Genomic DNA, 15,148 nt, shown 5'->3' on the forward strand with positions numbered 1-15,148 from the left:
AATGATGATGAAAGCATTAGCCAAATTAAAAGCCGAACCTGGCATCTGGCAAACCGAAGTTGAGATGCCAACCGTTGGCCCCAACGACGTTCTGATTAAAATTAAAAAAACCGCTATTTGCGGCACTGACGTGCACATTTACAAATGGGACGAATGGGCACAAAAAACCATTCCGCATGGCATGGTGGTGGGCCACGAGTATGTGGGTGAAGTGGTGGATATGGGCTCGGAAGTCCGCGGTTTTGTGAAAGGCGACCGCGTGTCGGGTGAAGGCCATCTGGTCTGTGGTTACTGCCGTAACTGCCGGGCCGGCCGGGTGCATTTGTGCCGCAACACCATTGGTGTGGGTGTGAACCGCGAAGGCTCTTTTGCCGAATATCTGTCCATTCCGGCCTTTAACGTCTTTAAAATTCCGGACAATATTCCGGACAATATCGCCGCTATTTTTGACCCCTTCGGCAATGCAGTGCATACCGCCCTGTCATTCGATTTAGTGGGCGAAGACGTGCTGATCACCGGCGCTGGCCCTATCGGCATTATGGCGGTGGCGGTGGCCTGTCATGTCGGTGCCCGTCATATTGTCATTACCGATGTGAACCCGTACCGGCTGGAACTGGCGCGTAAAATGGGCGCGACCCGCGCTGTGGATGTCAGCCAGGAAAACCTGCAGGACGTGATGAAAGAACTCGGCATGACCGAAGGTTTTGACGTGGGCCTGGAAATGTCCGGTGTGCCTTCGGCCTTCCGCAATATGCTGGAGACCATCAACCATGGCGGCAAAATTGCCATGTTGGGTATTCCGCCGTCAGATATGGCGGTGGACTGGAACAAAGTGATTTTCAAAGGCCTGGTGATCAAAGGCATTTATGGCCGTGAAATGTTTGAAACCTGGTACAAAATGGCCAGCCTGATCCAATCCGGCCTGGATTTAAGCCCAATCATTACCCACGAAATGCCAATGGAAGACTTCCAGAAAGGCTTTGAAATTATGTGTTCTGGCCAGTCTGGTAAAGTGGTGCTGAACTGGAGCTAAAGGGTTAGCTGAGGGTCTTAGGGGTCAGGTCTTGTATTTTGCATTGAGTATGCACAATACAAGACCTGGCCCCTTTGTGTTTTGGCGGTAAAAAATTTTCGGTCTGTTGTCGAAAATACCTCTTGGCTGTCGACTAGAAGGGATGGTTGCATCATTCTGATGTGGCTCAATGATGAAGCGATGGAGAATACGGATGTCGAAAATGATTTTTGTCAATTTACCCGTCAGTCACTTAACCGCCGCTGTGAGTTTTTATCAGGCCCTGGGTTTTGTGCAAAACCCGCAATTCAGTGACGACACTGCCGCTTGCATGGTCTGGAGTGACAGTATTTTTGTGATGCTGCTGACCCATGCCAAATGGCAAACCTTTACCCAGCGGCCTGTTCCTGCCAACAGCAGCAGCGAAGTGATGCTGGCGCTGAACTGCGAAGACAAGGCCGCCGTTGATCATCTGTGCGCCGCCGCCAGCAGTGCCGGTGGTACAGCGGACGTGAACCCGATACAGGATTTGGGCTTTATGTATGGCCGCAGTGTGCTGGATTTAGATGGTCATATTTGGGAGTTTTTCTGGATGGACCCGGCTGCAACTCAGGGGTGATTGCTGTTAATCCCGCCGCAGTTCCCGACGCTTTTTAAAAATCTCGTTCAGTTGTTCTACTGTGGTATCGGGTTCGCAGGGGATACTGCTGCCGGTCCAAATGGCGTTTTTCCGCTGCTCCACAGAGGGCAGTTGCCAGCAACTGCCGTCTGCGGTTTTCACCAGCTCAGCACCATTGCTCAGTTTTTTAATGGTCCTGGCCGCAGGCCGGGTTGCTGGTGCTGTGGAAGGTGCTGTCAGCCGGGCGTCTTGTTTCGCCTGCTGTTCGCGAAAGCCTGGACTTGATGTAGCGACTGATCGTGTTGCTGAGGATAAAGCCCGGCTGGCCAGCGAACCCCGTGTGGCTGGCGCAGCGGGTGGTGTGACCTGCTTCAACGACCTGACTTCAGTGGCGGCTGTGGCTGCAGCTCTGGCTGGTGGCGTCGTTGCTTTGGTGGTTGGTTCAGGCCTTGTGCGGGTTTGGGGTTTTACTGGCTTTGCTGGTGCTGGTGCTGGTGCTGGTGCTGGTGTGGCGTGTTCAGTGACTCTGACCGCTGGCGGCAGTTCTTGAACTGCTGCTTTTGGCGGCGTATAGGTAAAGGCCTGAATGGGTTTTTTCGGGATAGTTTTTGGTGCGGTTGGGTAGGCAGACCACCACAGTCCCAGCACCAGCAGCAGGTGCACCCCTAAAGAAACCAGCCATCCTTTCATGCCACAACTCCGTTCAACGAATGCAGCTTGGACTGAGGGTGTGGCGGATAATTCCCTGTTAAATCAGATAAAAAGGGAGCCAATCGGCTCCCTTTTCGACCTGGGGTGCTTTAGACCACTGTGTTGTTCTGCAGCGCGGCAATACGTTTTTCCAGTGGCGGGTGGCTTAAGAACAACTCGCTGCTGGCAGTTTTGCTGGCGATACCAAAGGCCATCATGGACCCTTGCAGCTGGCTTTCGTGGTTGTGACGCAAACGTTCCAGTGCGGCCACCATGGCGGGTGCACCCACCAGGCGGGCAGCACCGGCGTCGGCACGGTATTCACGCTGGCGTGAGAACCACATCACAATGATGCTGGCCAGCACACCGAAAATCATTTCCAGAATAAATGTGATGATCATGTAGCTGACGCTGAAACCACCTTCGCTGGCGCTCTCTTCTTCGTCGCTGGAGCGGAAGAAGTTATCAATCACACCGGCCACCAGGCGGGCAAAGAAGATCACAAAGGTGTTCACCACGCCCTGAATTAAGGTCAGTGTCACCATGTCGCCGTTGGCCACGTGCGACACTTCATGTGCCAGCACGGCTTCCACTTCCTGCTGACTCATGTTGTGCAGCAAGCCCGTGCTGACAGCAACCAGCGCATTATTGCGGTTCATACCTGTGGCAAAGGCGTTCATCTCAGGTGAGTCGTAAATCGCCACTTCCGGCATACCAATACCGGCTTGCTGTGCCTGACGGCGCACTGTGTCGACCAGCCAGTGTTCTGTGGAGTTTTGTGGTTGTTCAATCACTACGGCCCCGGTGGAGCGTTTGGCCATCCACTTGGACATTGCCAGAGAGATAAAAGAACCACCAAAGCCAAACACAGCCGCCATCACCAACAGGCCACTCATGCTGCTGCGGTCCAGACCAAAGACACTGAACACAATGCTCAGCACCACACTTAACACCAGCATCACTGCCAGGTTTGTAATTAAGAACAAGAAGATACGTTTCATCATCAACCCCTTTTTGAGTTACTGAACGAAAGTTTATCCGAATAAAAGTTAAATAAAATCAGTTTTTGACGAATGAAATATCAGATAAGACAGAACGACTTGGCGCTGACGTTGAGATCAGTTATCATTTGAGAATTATTCGTATTTGGAGTCGCGGGCATGTGGGGTCTGGTTTTTGCCTTGTCGTTGCTGGCGTTATTCTGGTTGGGTCGTGGGCTGTGGTGGCATTGGTATGAGCCTTATGCCGAAGCGCGGCGTCTGAATTTGCAACTGTACCGGGTGAAACGGCAGGGCGCTTATCTGAAGCTCTGGTTACGGCATCCGGAGGGCGCTTTGTTACCCAAAGCCAGGGCTGGTCAGCATTTATTGTTATATGGCACTGATTTAGCGGGGAAAGCTGTATCGCGCGCTTATTCCATTGCCAGTGACTGTTCCCAGCGGCGTTATTACCAACTGGTGGTGAAAGCTGAGCCAGACGGCCGCTTGAGCCAGGCGTTGTTTCAAAAGGCGGAGACACTGGATACGGTGCTCTGTTCGTACCCCCGTGGCCATTTCAGCCTGAAACCGGGCCGCGCTCCTGTGGTGCTGGTGGCCGCTGGGGTGGGTATTACGCCCTTGCTGGCGATGGCGCTGCAGGCGATCCGGCAACGCCGGCAGGTGACGCTGGTGTACCAGGCGCGCAATCAGGCCGATTTGCTGTTTTATCCAATGCTGCGGCGTTTACCGGCATTCACACTGGTGCCTTGTCTGAGCCAGCCTGAGGCGGGCTGGGCAGGGAGGGCTGGTCGTATTGATGCTGGCCTGCTGTTTAAATTGGGTGGCGTTTCCGCCCAGTATTACTTTTGCTGCAAAGCCCTGATGACAGAGAAGCTGATTTGCGATTTGTCCATTCTGGGGGCGCATCAGTGCTTTAACGAACCGTTCAGTGCCGCAGCCAGTATCCAGAGTTTCAGTATTGAGATGGATGGCCACCAGGCGGACAGTATGGGGCAAAGGTCTGTGCTGGATGCGCTGATTGCCGCGTCTGTGCCCTTGAGTTATGACTGCAAAGGCGGCTCCTGTGGTTTGTGCAAAGTGCGGGTGCTCAGTGGTGAGTATAAACAGGTGCTGGATGCTGCTGTGCATTGTGGCGATGATGAAGTGCTGGCGTGCTGTATTCAGCCAACGTCTGCTTTGGTATTGACCAGCCTTGACGCTGAGGCCGGGGTGGTCAGTGAGCCGGTACCGCCGCTCACTAAAGCAGAACCAGCCTGAGCTGGTAATGCCAGTCAGTTAAGCGACTGGCATTGTTTTTTTGTGCTGAAGAATAGACATTTTCTTTGTCTTTAGCATGGTTGTTTCGCCTTTGGCGAGACACTTTCTTTTGTCTCGACAAAAGAAAGTGTCCAAAGCAAAAGCAGGCAGGACGCCTGCTTTAACAGCCGAAGGCTGGCCCGAAGGGGAAATTGGCAGGAGCCAATTCTAAAAGCGACCCGGTTCGGCTCGACAGCGCTTGCGCTGAACAGCTTTAGCTGGCCCGAAGGGAAGGACGCAGTCCGCATAAAGCCCGCTGAAAATTCAATGATTTGAGGCGCTGGCGTAACTCGCTCGGCAACGCCTCGCTCAGACACCCACCAGCTTAAAACCTCAAATCATCGTTTTTCAGCGGCTCGCCTCAACGGGAGCTTGGCTACAGTAGACGGATTTACTTGCAACAAATCATTGGACTGCGTGAATCCATCCAAAGCGAGGAAAGGCAAAGAACTAAGCAGACCCTGTGAGGGTGATTGCGGGATTTCGGTAAGCCAACCATTTGGCTTACCGCCGCCATCACGCCCTTTGCTCTGCAAAGGGCCGGACACCGAACAACACGCTGCGCTGCCCCCCAGGGATGGGTTTACGGCGTGGCTGCGTGGGCTTTGCCTTTTCCGCTGCATCTGAACCCACGAGTGAATAGATAAGCAGTTTTTGCATAAAAACTGCTTATCTGACTCGCATTAAGCCTGAGCTTGTTCTTTTTTCAATTTAACTGGCGCAGCGCCTGCTGCAGTGTCCGGACTATTTCTTCCGCTTTGCGCTGCAGCCGCAACTCGCTGAAAAGCATGTCGGCTTCGGGGTACTGCAGTTTCAGGTAGCTGAACCACTGTTTGATCCGGTTGGAATAATACAGGCCTTTGTCGCCGGCAATTTCGTAGTCGGAATACTGCAACAACAATTCAAGCACTTCAGGCCAGGGCATCGCCTGTTCCGCTGTGCCTGAGCGTGCAGCCACTATCTCTTTGGCTAAGCTTGGCCTGGCGAGCGCACCACGGCCCAGCATAATATCGGCGGAGCCAGATTGTTGCTGGCACAAAGCGGCATCGGCCGGTGTCCAGATCTCGCCATTGGCAATCACATTAATGGGCACCACGGCACGGATTTTTTCAATCCATGGCCAATAAGCCGGTGGCCGGTAGCCGTCTGCTTTGGTACGGGCATGCACCGTCAGCTCAGTTGCACCGGCTTCATACAAGGCGCGCGCATTGTCCAGTGTCAGGCTGGTGTCATCAAAGCCCAGGCGGATTTTGGCGGTGACCGGAAAAGCGGCGGGGACAGCGGCCCGCACTGTTTTGACAATCTGGTACAGGGTGTCGGTTTCTTTCAGCAGTACGGCGCCACCCTTGTTTTTATTGACCATCTTGGCCGGGCAGCCGAAGTTTAAATCCACACCGGGTGACCCCAGTTCCACCGCCTTCAGCGCATTTTCTGCCAGCCAGTTCGGATCTTGCCCTAACAGCTGGATTTTCACCGGCACCCCGGACGGCGTTTTTCCGCCCTGGCCCAGCTCAGGGCAAAGCCGGTAAAACACCCGGCGTGGCAGTTTCATATCCACCACCCGGACAAATTCAGTGACACACAAGTCGAAGCCACCGATACGGGTCAGCATATCCCGCATCAGGTGGTCGACCACGCCCTCCATGGGGGCTAAGACTATTCGCATAAGGGCTCGATGGCTGAGGGAAACTCAGTGGTGGTAACAGTTTGGCACTTCATGTTGGGCCAGGTAATCGCCTAAATCATGCAGGCTCAGCTCGTCCAGTTCCAGCAGGTCCAGCAGGGTAGTTTTGTACTGCTGCCATTCCGGATCCTGATCTGAGTCCAGCAGAACACGGTTTTCTTCCGTCATATGTTCCGCCAGTTTCAGCAAGGCAAACAGGCGTTTTTCATACAGGTCGTCCGATACCAGCATCAGGGCCGGGCTGTGGTGATAAGCAATGACATTGGCCAGCTCGGGCGCCAGGCCCCAGGACTGGGCAATCATATAACCCAACAGTTCATGGCTGGTTTCAAAATGCTGTTGTTCGCTTTCTGGCAGGCTGACGCCTTGCTGCAAGCCTTGCTTCAGTACTTTGGCGTAATCTGGGAACTGACCGGCAATCAGTGCCATACCGGCATTGTGGAATAACCCCAGGCTGTAGGCATCGTCCACTGTGTCTGAACCCAGTCGCAATTGCTGGGCAATCAACATGGCGGCATTGGCCACCTGAGTGGCACTGTGCCACAGGGCTGTGGTGAATCTGTCGGTTTTGCCCTGGCTCAGGGTAAAACGCAGCACCACCGAGCTGACCAGCTTGATCACCCGGTTCAGGCCCAGGTACTTGCAGGCATGCTCAACAGAGCTGACTTTACGGCGCAGGCCAAAGTACACCGAGTTCACAACTTTCAGCGTAAATCCGGCGATGCCGACGTCCTGATTGATCAGTTCGGCAATGCGGTGGATATTCGGATCGTCGCTTTCTATTTCGGCTTTAATCGCCAGTAACACGCCTGGCTGAGGCGGAATAGTAAAACCACTCAGTGCCTGTTCTACCACTGCCATATTGATTGCTTTGGCCATACCACAAACCTGTTCTGACGATTGAATGAAACAAAGCGCTTATAGTAAAAGCCCGGCGCTTAAAAAGCAAAAACGGCGCTGGTTTGACGCCGTTTTTTTAGCAGATTTTCTGACTCAGAACCGCTTTATGAATCCAGATAAGGCCGGCCGGCCATCATTTGTTTGGCCAGTTGCTGTTCGGCGTCGGCGTCGGACAGTTCCAGCTGTCCAAACTGCACATCAAACTGAATCAAATCTTCATCCGGCATCAGTTCGGCGATCAGCCGGTCCGGCACCTGGCCGACCTGGCGGTAGGCATTGATGGCCACTTGGGCGGCCTGTTCCATCAGTTGAAAAAACTGGCCTAACGGAAAACTCTGAAAAATAGGCGCATCCAGGTGAGCCCAACCCAATAAATCACCGCTGATACTGCCATCGGCATGGTCTGTGAACAGCATGGAGACGGCCGGGAATGGCGGGTTGTCTCCGCTCTGGTACTGCTCTGAGTGCTCTTCGCTGAATAGCAGTACATAACCGAAACCCGGGCAGCCTTCAGCGTCCATATCATCAAAAGCAGGATCGTAGAGAAGAATTAAAGAGCTGTCTGACATGGGCGGCTGTCCTCAGGCAAAAACGGCCCGCTATTCTATACGAGAGCGAGGCTGAGCTAAAGGTAAAATTTGAGCAATCTGGCGCTTTAGCCACAAATGAACCTTTCGGGTTTTCAGCGGGTCTGGGTTACTATAGCCAACGGACTTCAAGATGCAGAATTCAGCGGCGCTGGAACCCGCATCTGGAAGTGACTTGGGTATATGAGGCTAATTTCTTTGCTTTTAAGGTAAGTTATGACTGAATTTCAGCGTATTTCTGTGGCACAGGCCATTGAAAAAATCCAGCAGGACCAGGCGGTTGTGGTCGATATCCGGGATGAACAGAGTTTTGCCGCCGGCCATATGCAGGACGCTTTTCATCTGACCAATGGCAGCCTTGGCCAGTTTATGCAAAAAACTGAATTCAGCACGCCTGTGGTGGTGGTCTGCTACCACGGTAACTCCAGCCAGGGGGCGGCTCAGTACCTGGCCCAGCAGGGCTTTGATAGGGTGTACAGCATGGACGGTGGTTTTGAAGCCTGGCGTCAGACTCAGCCTTATGTCACAGGTTCGCATGATTAAACTGCTGGAGCTGAATTCACCTCAGGCCGCCCAACTGTTTGCCAGCTATTGCCTGACACAAGGGTTGCAGGTTCATGCCGTGCTGCGCTCATCGGCGCTGGCGGAGCTTTGGTGTGGCGAGTCTGAGCAGGCGCAGGTGGAGCAGTTGTGGCAGGAGTTTATCCGGCAGCCAGACCACCCGCGTTATCAGGCGGCGGCCTGGCAACAGGCGGAACCTGCCTTCACTGCCGGGCACTCCGGGCTTGCGGGTTACTGGCAGCAGTTATGGGCCCAGGGCGGAGTGCTGACCCATCTGATTTGGCTGGCGGCTGTGCTGGTGTTTGTCTGGCAGCAACTGGCCCCCTGGCAGGCGATTTCTGCGTTGCAGTTGCAAACTGGGGCAGGGATCTCGCTGGCTCAGGGCTGGCGCTGGCTGACTCCGGCCTGGCTGCATTTTTCCGGGGCCCATCTGGTGTTTAACCTGATCTGGGTCTGGTATTTGCTGGGGCCAGTGGAAAAACGTTCCGGTAAATTACTGGCGGGTGCTCTGGTGCTGGCTGCGTTGTTACCGTCCCATCTGCTGCAGTTTATGCTGGCGGGCCCGAATTTTGGGGGGTTATCTGGCTTGGTCTACGGCCTGTTTGGTTTTTACTGGATTTGCGGCTGGTTAAAGCCGGCCTGGGGTTATCAGCTCAGCCCGGGGTTAACAGGTTTTATGCTGCTGTGGCTGGTGGTCGGCTTTGCGGATTTATTGTGGATCCCGATGGCCAACTGGGCACATTTAGGTGGACTGATGGGGGGAATGCTGCTGGCTGCACTGCTGGCCATCCCAGGGCGGCGCTGACTCCGCCCTGGCAACAAGGTCAAGGCGGAGTTAAGACGGACCGTGATACAGGTACTTGCTGTACAGTACATCCCGGATCACATCCTGCCCGGTTTCTTTACGCATGACTTCTTTGAGCTCACTGAGCAGCTTTAAACGAATTTCTTCCCGGCCGGTCAGCGATTTGTGTTTGTCCGCTGTTTCTTTGCTCAGAATATCCACAATAATGTCAAGCAGCAGAGGTTCGTGGTGTTCAATGACTTCAATGTATTTTTTGTCGTTCAGCATCAACTGCATCGAAACACGGACATAACCCAGTTCTTCGGTGCTGGGAGTGACGTAGTTGGTCACAATGTCCGGGTCAAAGGGGTAATAGGCAATTTCAGCTTTGGGTTTGGCGTTGGCTGCATCCTGAGCGAATAACGGGCCTTGCACTGCCATTAAAACCGCAAAAATCAGCGCTCGTTTCATTCCGGTTTCTCTTTCATTTTTATCAAATAACTGGGGTGATCTTACCTGATGGCACAGAGTTAGGCTATCAGCGGCGGCAATTCTTTTGCTAATCTAAGCTGCTGTGTCGCATTTTTCCAGTCAGGAAAAACCTGCCCGCCCCACTGATTCGCTGCGCATCCTCTGTCTGCAGAGAACATCCTGGCGGGATCTGCTGATCCTGGTGCACAAAGCAGGGGATTTTACAGAGTTTTTTTGAGTTCAGCCGCTGTGCCTTGTTATGATGCGCGCCATTATGACTGCAGCGGAATAATGAATTGGACATGCAGCCACATTTTGTATTGCAGGGGCTTTGGCATCCTGCCCGCGCCGATTCAGTGCCAGCCCAGTATCAGCGCTGGCTGCTGGAGGCTGGTTCGTTGACTGCGTTGCTGCGTAAACACTGTCAGCATTTCTCACTGCAGCTGGTCTCCGAGCGCAGCACGTCCTTGCCACACGAATGGCAACAGCACTGGCAACAAGAGGCCGCCTTATGCCGTGAGGTGATTCTGTTGTGTGATGGTACACCAGTGGTCTATGCCCAAAGCTGGCTGCCGTTGGCGACATTGCATGAATTGCAGTATCTGGCCCAGCTGGGTGACCAGCCATTGGGCGACGTCATTTTCCAGCACCCTTCGTTGCAACGTGGCCCTATTGAAGTGGCATTCTGGCCTGAATTAGCCCTGCCACAACTTGGTGTACAGCAGCAGTTGTGGGGGCGGCGTTCAGTATTCAGCCTGTTGCAGCAGCCCCTGTTGGTGCAGGAAGTGTTTTTACCCGGAGTCAGAGACTTATGAAATGGCAATTGCAGCTGGCGCATTGGCCTGAGTACAAGCTGTTGATGCGGCTGGACAGGCCCATTGGCAGTTATCTGCTGCTGTGGCCAACCTGGTGGGCTCTCTGGTTGGCCTCCGCCGGTCATCCCGACTGGGGCCTGCTGCTGGTGTTCAGTCTGGGTGTCGTATTGATGCGCTCTGCCGGTTGTGTCATTAACGATTATGCTGATCGCCATTTTGATGGCCATGTGGAGCGAACCCGGTTGCGGCCGCTGGCGGCCGGGCGGATCAATGCACCGGAAGCGCTGCAGTTGTTTTTATTATTGCTGCTGGCCTCGGCCAGTCTGTTGTTGTGGCTGAACTGGCAGACCCGTTTACTGGCGCTGGTGGCCGTGGCGTTGGCAGTTTTGTACCCCTTTATGAAGCGTTTTACCTATTTGCCTCAGTTTGTGCTGGGCGCAGCATACAGCTGGGGCATTCCGATGGCGGCTATGGCCAGCCTGGAAACCGTACCAGGCTGGATCTGGGGGCTGTACCTGGCCAACCTGCTGTGGACTGTGGCTTACGACACCTTTTATGCCATGGTGGACCGGGATGACGATATCCGTATCGGCGTGAAGTCCACCGCTTTGCTGTTTGGCCGTTACTGCCATCTGAGTATTGCACTGCTGCAACTGGCTTTTCTGTTGCTGATGGTCTGGGTGGGCATGGCGACTGCATCAGGGACTTGGTATTACCTGGGTCTTGTGCTGATGGCGCTGAGTTTTGTTCATCAGCACTGGTTGGCTCACACTCAGGGCAGAGCGGGTTGTTTTCAGGCCTTTCTCAACAACCACTACAGTGGCTTGCTGTTGTTTTTGGGCATTGCGGCAGACGCACTGCTGGCCTGATGCCCTGTTTTGCCGCTAACGCGCCGGGTCAATCTGACCCTGAATACTGGTGTTGTGACGAAACCAGCCGGCAATGCTGTACCGCAGAGCCGCCGCGGGTTTGACTTCATGCGGAAAACGGCAGCTTTCAAACAGCACCAGCGTGCCGGCTTTGGGCTGCACAGTCTGCAGCAGCAGCTGCTGTTCATCATAAATCAGTAACTCGCCACCACTGTCGCAGTCATTCAGGTAACAGACGCTGGACAGCACCCGGTTCGAACGACCAGCAAAAGCATCCAGATGGGTAAGGTAAAAATCCCCTTGCTGATAACGGGCGTAATGGGCTTCAAAGTCCACCAAACCGAGGAAAAACCGGCGGTTCATCCACTGCTGCAGTTCGGCCATACGGGCCAGGTACGCCTGTTGCACAGGTTGCTGTTCAGACAGCCAAAGCGTCTGATCACGCCTTACCTGCTGGTTCAACTGATGTGAAGCGCTGCGGCCCACTCCGGCCGGGGTCAGGGGTTGCTGCTGTATGTCCTGATACAAAGCCCAGCACAAATCGGCAGGCAAAGCCTGGGGCAGTACCACATAACCTTGCTGATAAAAGGGGTCGCTTAACTGGTTCAGCCAAAGTTCCGGTTCTGGCCATTGGTAAGGGGTTGTCATAAGTGCAGAGCCAAAAAAAGCCGCCAGGGCAAGTGGCGGCTTTTTACTCAGTCTGCGCAGCGCTGTCAACTAGTACTGGTAGTAACTGGCTTTTTTCAGTAAATCGGCGGCGTTGATCCGGCCCGTGACGCATTGGTTAATATCAGCTTTACGCACCAGCCAGTAGTGGTCTTTGCTGTTGCTGCGACTGGATAAACTCAGCTGCAGTGAGACAAATTCATCGTCTTTCAGCTCACGCAGGCTGGCACCGTAGTCACAGAGGGTGGTCGTAAAGACCCCTCCCATTTTGGCCACCAGTTCGGCCTGACGCTGGGCGGCCAGTTTTTGTTGCTCTGCCTGTTTTCTCTGGTACTCCTGCTCCTGTGCCGTCAGGCTTTTTTGCAGTTCGGCCAGTTTGCTTTGTACTTGCTGTGCTTTCTGGTTGGCTTCGTTCAGCTCTTTTTGTTGCCCGCTGTCCAGTTTGCCCACTTTGCTCTGGAATTCGTAATCGCGTTTGGTGCGTTCGTAATCGCGCAGCTCACGTTCCAGGTCGCGGCGCTGATCACGCAAGTCGCGCAGTTTGTCGCTCTGGTCTCTTTGCTGTTCAGCCAGTGCTTCGGCGGCTTCGGCCATCTCTTCAATGGCTTCTTCGTCGATATTAAAACTGAACCCATCACCTGTGCTGACCACAGTCACAGCCTTGGCGGCCGGAGCACTGATCGCAGCCCCTGGAGGGGGTGGTGGCAGCGGGGCCAGAGGCGCAGTGGGGGCCAGCAGCATATGGCGGAACCAGCCACCACTGCTGTCAATTTTAAAAGCCACCCCCTGACCCAGCAGGTAGCTGTGGCTGACCCGGCCGACGCTGTGCTCTTCGCCGCCTAAGGACTTTTTCAGAATGTCCTGCATAATGCTCAGGTTTTGCCCCAGTTTGGGGTTCACTTCAGTGGCAGCCATGGCAGGAACTGCCAGAGCTGCAGCAGCCATCAGGCTGATAGTGCGCAAAGTTCTCATCGGTTTACCGCTCCGTTACGCTGTTGATTCGGGTCGATCGCATTGACATCCAGCCGTGCCTGGCTCGGCTGGTAGTTTTCCTGCCAGTAGTTCCAGTCGGCCTGACGTTGCTGGTTCAGGTATTCCACCAGTTCCAGCATGTCTGTACGGCGATCTTTGTTTTGTTGCTCAGTTAAATAATCTTTCAGCAAAATCAGCTGCGAGGCCTGTTGTTGCGTCGTGGAGTTCAGCTGCTGCTGCAGATAGTCATGTTGTTCTTTACGGTAGCTGGCCAACAGGGTTTCCAGCTGTTGTTGCTGAATTTGCTGCTGGTTGTTCCAGCTCAGCGTCAGGCCTGTTTCGCCCAACTGAAACTGCAGCGGCGATAAACTGACCACCAACGCCAGGCTGGAAAACGCCACGCTCAAACGCGGCCACCAGTCCTTTTTCGCCGGGCTGTTGCGTTGCCATTGCTGCTGGAACATGCTCAGCGTGTCCACGTCAGGCACTGGCGCATAAAAGGGCGCTTTGGCCTGACGCTCCAGCATCCGGCTCATCTGGAGCCGGGCCAGCCACTGCGGCTCCTGCTGCAGCTGTTGCTCACATTCGTCGGCGGTGATTTTCCCCGCCAGATAGGCTTCAAAAATTTGCTGACTGTTCGACATCTGCTAACTCCAACTGCGTACGCAGTTTATCTAAGGCCGCATAAAACCGGGATTTAATGGTATTGCTGGACAAGGCCAGCTGCTCAGCAATTTCATCAAAGGTAAAGTGCTGATAAAACCTCAATTCAACCACCAGCCGTTGTTCCGGCGGCAATAATCGTAACTGTTGCTGCACCAGCCGTTGAGTCTGCTGACCATAAAGTTGCAGCTCGTAACTGGGGGTGTCCTCGTCCGGGCAATCGTAATCTTCCGCCAGTTCCTGGTGATTTTTGCGTTTGCGCAGCATATCCATGGCTCTGTAGTTGGCAATGCCAAACAACCAGCTTTTAAAACTGCTGTCACCGCGGTACTGCGCCAGATTGCGGCACAGCACCATCAGTACGTCCTGCAACAAATCACGGGCGTCGTCCGGCGAGCCTAACAAACGCAGGGCGTAGTAGTACAAAGGCGCCTGGTATCTGGATACCAGCTGCTGCCAGGCTTTGGCGTCTCCCGCTATGGCCTTTTCTATTAATGTTTCGTCGCTGCGTTTAAACACGTTGTTTTTCGGATCCGCTGAAGTTGTTAGTAAGTCGGACTGGTGTGGTAAATAGTTTGGCGTCGGGCGAAAAAATTTCAGAATAATCAGAGAATATTTTCTAATTCACTGAGAAGTAAAGGAAATAAATATGCAAAAAACAAAAAGCCGGCCAGGCAGAGTGCCGGGCCGGTAGCAGGCTGAGTCTTGCTTAACTGGCTTGGTTCAGTTTGCGTCTGTACCAGAAAATGGCCGGCAGACCGATCAGAGTGGGCAATAACCAGGGCAACATCTGCCAGTATCCCTGCAACAGAGAGCTGAGCAGTACCCGGCCACCAAAGGCGCTGAACGCTGTGTAGGCAGCAATACCTGAGGCCAGCATCGCCACTGCATGTTCCACCAGCCAGGCGTTGGCTGTGGTGTTGCGGGCAAAAGTGTAACGCAGAATGCCAGCCGCTGTGCCGAGACTGATCAGCGAAAACACCAGCACCAAAGGCTGATAGGCACCCTGTTGCCGCAACACAGCAGCGCTGACCGCCACCAGCAGCAGAACTGGGCCCAGCACTGCCCAGTGACGTAACAGCCGGCGGTCCTGCCGGGTTTTCAGCGCAAGCTGAGCATGCCGGATCGTCACCCAGGTCAGCAGGCTGAGCAGAAACAAGAAGCTGTTCTGGTCCATCAGCCGCTGATAAAGCTGCGGCTCTGTCAGGGCTCTGGCCATCAGTTCGGGTTTGGCCGCCAATGGAGCTCCCCAGACCAACAAGGTCATCACAATGCCTGATGCGGCCACACTGTGCATACAGAGGCTGTAATAGTGGCCGGTTCTGCGATGCACGGCGCTGCCTTTTTTGCTGAGCACAGGCCACCAGAACAAGAGCAAAGCGGCGGTACCCAGAATGATATGTGTCAGGCTGACGGCCTGATAAAACATGGTCAGCATAGTCAAAACTCCCCTGTTGATTGGTTTTGTTCAGGCTACAGGCAACACCAGGCCGGCGCAGGTGCCGGAAGTCAGGATTTTTGCTTGTGACTTCTGGCCTATTGAGTGCCAAAGGGAATCAGG

18 protein-coding genes are annotated in these 15,148 nt (G+C 54.2%); 7 read left to right on the forward strand and 11 right to left on the reverse strand.

All coding sequences use genetic code 11. The features are described from left to right. The first annotated feature begins 7 nt into the window (after positions 1–7). Both tdh and WKJ04_RS04190 read left to right on the forward strand, forming a co-directional pair. Complete coding sequence (gene tdh, locus WKJ04_RS04185; protein WP_337879314.1) at positions 8–1,033, forward strand: L-threonine 3-dehydrogenase; 1,026 nt, start codon at positions 8–10, stop codon at positions 1,031–1,033. A gap of 193 nt (positions 1,034–1,226) precedes the next feature. Continuing rightward, positions 1,227–1,631: a VOC family protein gene (locus tag WKJ04_RS04190; protein WP_337879250.1), complete on the forward strand. Its 405-nt coding sequence runs from the start codon at positions 1,227–1,229 to the stop codon at positions 1,629–1,631. Between the two features lie 6 nt (positions 1,632–1,637). Here the strand turns inward: WKJ04_RS04190 and WKJ04_RS04195 are convergent, their stop codons facing one another. Both WKJ04_RS04195 and htpX read right to left on the reverse strand, forming a co-directional pair. After that, positions 1,638–2,321: a hypothetical protein gene (locus WKJ04_RS04195; protein ID WP_337879251.1), complete on the reverse strand. Its 684-nt coding sequence runs from the start codon at positions 2,319–2,321 to the stop codon at positions 1,638–1,640. 110 nt (positions 2,322–2,431) lie between these two features. Then, positions 2,432–3,322, reverse strand: a complete 891-nt coding sequence (gene htpX / locus WKJ04_RS04200; protein ID WP_337879252.1) for a protease HtpX — start codon at positions 3,320–3,322, stop codon at positions 2,432–2,434. 159 nt (positions 3,323–3,481) lie between these two features. Here htpX and WKJ04_RS04205 point away from each other — a divergent pair, with 159 nt between their 5' ends. Then, positions 3,482–4,576: an iron-sulfur cluster-binding domain-containing protein gene (locus WKJ04_RS04205; protein ID WP_337879253.1), complete on the forward strand. Its 1,095-nt coding sequence runs from the start codon at positions 3,482–3,484 to the stop codon at positions 4,574–4,576. 745 nt (positions 4,577–5,321) lie between these two features. On the opposite strand, the gene WKJ04_RS04210 is transcribed toward WKJ04_RS04205, so the two are convergent. The 3 genes from WKJ04_RS04210 to WKJ04_RS04220 form a co-directional block, all read right to left on the reverse strand. After that, positions 5,322–6,281 (reverse strand): tRNA-dihydrouridine synthase, encoded by a 960-nt coding sequence (locus WKJ04_RS04210; RefSeq protein ID WP_337879254.1) that lies wholly within the window; start codon positions 6,279–6,281, stop codon positions 5,322–5,324. A 24-nt stretch (positions 6,282–6,305) separates the two neighbouring features. Further along, positions 6,306–7,178, reverse strand: a complete 873-nt coding sequence (locus tag WKJ04_RS04215; RefSeq protein ID WP_337879255.1) for an HDOD domain-containing protein — start codon at positions 7,176–7,178, stop codon at positions 6,306–6,308. Between the two features lie 125 nt (positions 7,179–7,303). Then, entirely contained in the window at positions 7,304–7,768 is a 465-nt protein-coding gene (locus WKJ04_RS04220) for a hypothetical protein (RefSeq protein WP_337879256.1), read from the reverse strand. A gap of 234 nt (positions 7,769–8,002) precedes the next feature. Here WKJ04_RS04220 and glpE point away from each other — a divergent pair, with 234 nt between their 5' ends. Together glpE and WKJ04_RS04230 are read left to right on the forward strand one after the other, a co-directional pair. Beyond that, positions 8,003–8,329: a thiosulfate sulfurtransferase GlpE gene (gene glpE / locus WKJ04_RS04225; protein WP_337879257.1), complete on the forward strand. Its 327-nt coding sequence runs from the start codon at positions 8,003–8,005 to the stop codon at positions 8,327–8,329. Further along, positions 8,322–9,152 (forward strand): rhomboid family intramembrane serine protease, encoded by an 831-nt coding sequence (locus WKJ04_RS04230; RefSeq protein ID WP_337879258.1) that lies wholly within the window; start codon positions 8,322–8,324, stop codon positions 9,150–9,152. The genes glpE and WKJ04_RS04230 overlap by 8 nt, the downstream gene beginning before the upstream one ends. Positions 9,153–9,182: 30 nt before the next feature. Here the strand turns inward: WKJ04_RS04230 and WKJ04_RS04235 are convergent, their stop codons facing one another. Continuing rightward, a complete protein-coding gene (locus WKJ04_RS04235) occupies positions 9,183–9,602 on the reverse strand; it encodes a flagellar basal body-associated FliL family protein (RefSeq protein ID WP_337842915.1) in 420 nt (139 codons plus the stop codon). 302 nt (positions 9,603–9,904) lie between these two features. Here WKJ04_RS04235 and WKJ04_RS04240 point away from each other — a divergent pair, with 302 nt between their 5' ends. Together WKJ04_RS04240 and ubiA are read left to right on the forward strand one after the other, a co-directional pair. Then, the gene (locus WKJ04_RS04240) at positions 9,905–10,417 is read left to right on the forward strand and encodes a chorismate lyase (RefSeq protein WP_337879259.1); all 513 of its coding nucleotides are present in this window, start codon (positions 9,905–9,907) and stop codon (positions 10,415–10,417) included. Further along, positions 10,414–11,286, forward strand: coding sequence for a 4-hydroxybenzoate octaprenyltransferase (ubiA, locus tag WKJ04_RS04245; protein ID WP_337879260.1), 873 nt, complete (start codon positions 10,414–10,416; stop codon positions 11,284–11,286). The genes WKJ04_RS04240 and ubiA overlap by 4 nt, the downstream gene beginning before the upstream one ends. Before the next feature lie 15 nt (positions 11,287–11,301). Here the strand turns inward: ubiA and WKJ04_RS04250 are convergent, their stop codons facing one another. The 5 genes from WKJ04_RS04250 to WKJ04_RS04270 form a co-directional block, all read right to left on the reverse strand. After that, on the reverse strand, positions 11,302–11,934 hold the full coding sequence (locus WKJ04_RS04250; RefSeq protein ID WP_337879261.1) for a 2OG-Fe(II) oxygenase: 633 nt from the start codon (positions 11,932–11,934) through the stop codon (positions 11,302–11,304). Positions 11,935–12,003: 69 nt separating this feature from the next. Further along, positions 12,004–12,924 carry a hypothetical protein gene (locus WKJ04_RS04255; protein WP_337879262.1) on the reverse strand — a complete coding sequence of 307 codons (921 nt, stop codon included), beginning with the start codon at positions 12,922–12,924 and terminating at the stop codon, positions 12,004–12,006. Beyond that, positions 12,921–13,568 carry a hypothetical protein gene (locus WKJ04_RS04260; RefSeq protein WP_337879263.1) on the reverse strand — a complete coding sequence of 216 codons (648 nt, stop codon included), beginning with the start codon at positions 13,566–13,568 and terminating at the stop codon, positions 12,921–12,923. Before WKJ04_RS04260 ends, WKJ04_RS04255 begins: the two co-directional genes overlap by 4 nt. Further along, the gene (locus tag WKJ04_RS04265; protein WP_337879264.1) at positions 13,543–14,106 is read right to left on the reverse strand and encodes a sigma-70 family RNA polymerase sigma factor; all 564 of its coding nucleotides are present in this window, start codon (positions 14,104–14,106) and stop codon (positions 13,543–13,545) included. Before WKJ04_RS04265 ends, WKJ04_RS04260 begins: the two co-directional genes overlap by 26 nt. Before the next feature lie 190 nt (positions 14,107–14,296). After that, complete coding sequence (locus tag WKJ04_RS04270; protein WP_337879265.1) at positions 14,297–15,025, reverse strand: hypothetical protein; 729 nt, start codon at positions 15,023–15,025, stop codon at positions 14,297–14,299. Positions 15,026–15,148 lie beyond the last annotated feature (123 nt).

The sequence above is a fragment of the Rheinheimera sp. genome, from assembly GCF_037442345.1.
Taxonomy (GTDB): Bacteria; Pseudomonadota; Gammaproteobacteria; order Enterobacterales; family Alteromonadaceae; genus Pararheinheimera.

What these genes read in the sequence shown, in the direction of transcription:
- tdh (WP_337879314.1), top strand. Translation starts at nt 8, where the DNA reads ATGAAAGCATTAGCCAAATTAAAAGCCGAACCTGGCATCTGGCAAACC.
- WKJ04_RS04190 (WP_337879250.1), top strand. Translation starts at nt 1,227, where the DNA reads ATGTCGAAAATGATTTTTGTCAATTTACCCGTCAGTCACTTAACCGCC.
- WKJ04_RS04195 (WP_337879251.1), bottom strand. Translation starts at nt 2,321, where the DNA reads ATGAAAGGATGGCTGGTTTCTTTAGGGGTGCACCTGCTGCTGGTGCTG.
- htpX (WP_337879252.1), bottom strand. Translation starts at nt 3,322, where the DNA reads ATGAAACGTATCTTCTTGTTCTTAATTACAAACCTGGCAGTGATGCTG.
- WKJ04_RS04205 (WP_337879253.1), top strand. Translation starts at nt 3,482, where the DNA reads ATGTGGGGTCTGGTTTTTGCCTTGTCGTTGCTGGCGTTATTCTGGTTG.
- WKJ04_RS04210 (WP_337879254.1), bottom strand. Translation starts at nt 6,281, where the DNA reads ATGCGAATAGTCTTAGCCCCCATGGAGGGCGTGGTCGACCACCTGATG.
- WKJ04_RS04215 (WP_337879255.1), bottom strand. Translation starts at nt 7,178, where the DNA reads ATGGCCAAAGCAATCAATATGGCAGTGGTAGAACAGGCACTGAGTGGT.
- WKJ04_RS04220 (WP_337879256.1), bottom strand. Translation starts at nt 7,768, where the DNA reads ATGTCAGACAGCTCTTTAATTCTTCTCTACGATCCTGCTTTTGATGAT.
- glpE (WP_337879257.1), top strand. Translation starts at nt 8,003, where the DNA reads ATGACTGAATTTCAGCGTATTTCTGTGGCACAGGCCATTGAAAAAATC.
- WKJ04_RS04230 (WP_337879258.1), top strand. Translation starts at nt 8,322, where the DNA reads ATGATTAAACTGCTGGAGCTGAATTCACCTCAGGCCGCCCAACTGTTT.
- WKJ04_RS04235 (WP_337842915.1), bottom strand. Translation starts at nt 9,602, where the DNA reads ATGAAACGAGCGCTGATTTTTGCGGTTTTAATGGCAGTGCAAGGCCCG.
- WKJ04_RS04240 (WP_337879259.1), top strand. Translation starts at nt 9,905, where the DNA reads ATGCAGCCACATTTTGTATTGCAGGGGCTTTGGCATCCTGCCCGCGCC.
- ubiA (WP_337879260.1), top strand. Translation starts at nt 10,414, where the DNA reads ATGAAATGGCAATTGCAGCTGGCGCATTGGCCTGAGTACAAGCTGTTG.
- WKJ04_RS04250 (WP_337879261.1), bottom strand. Translation starts at nt 11,934, where the DNA reads ATGACAACCCCTTACCAATGGCCAGAACCGGAACTTTGGCTGAACCAG.
- WKJ04_RS04255 (WP_337879262.1), bottom strand. Translation starts at nt 12,924, where the DNA reads ATGAGAACTTTGCGCACTATCAGCCTGATGGCTGCTGCAGCTCTGGCA.
- WKJ04_RS04260 (WP_337879263.1), bottom strand. Translation starts at nt 13,568, where the DNA reads ATGTCGAACAGTCAGCAAATTTTTGAAGCCTATCTGGCGGGGAAAATC.
- WKJ04_RS04270 (WP_337879265.1), bottom strand. Translation starts at nt 15,025, where the DNA reads ATGCTGACCATGTTTTATCAGGCCGTCAGCCTGACACATATCATTCTG.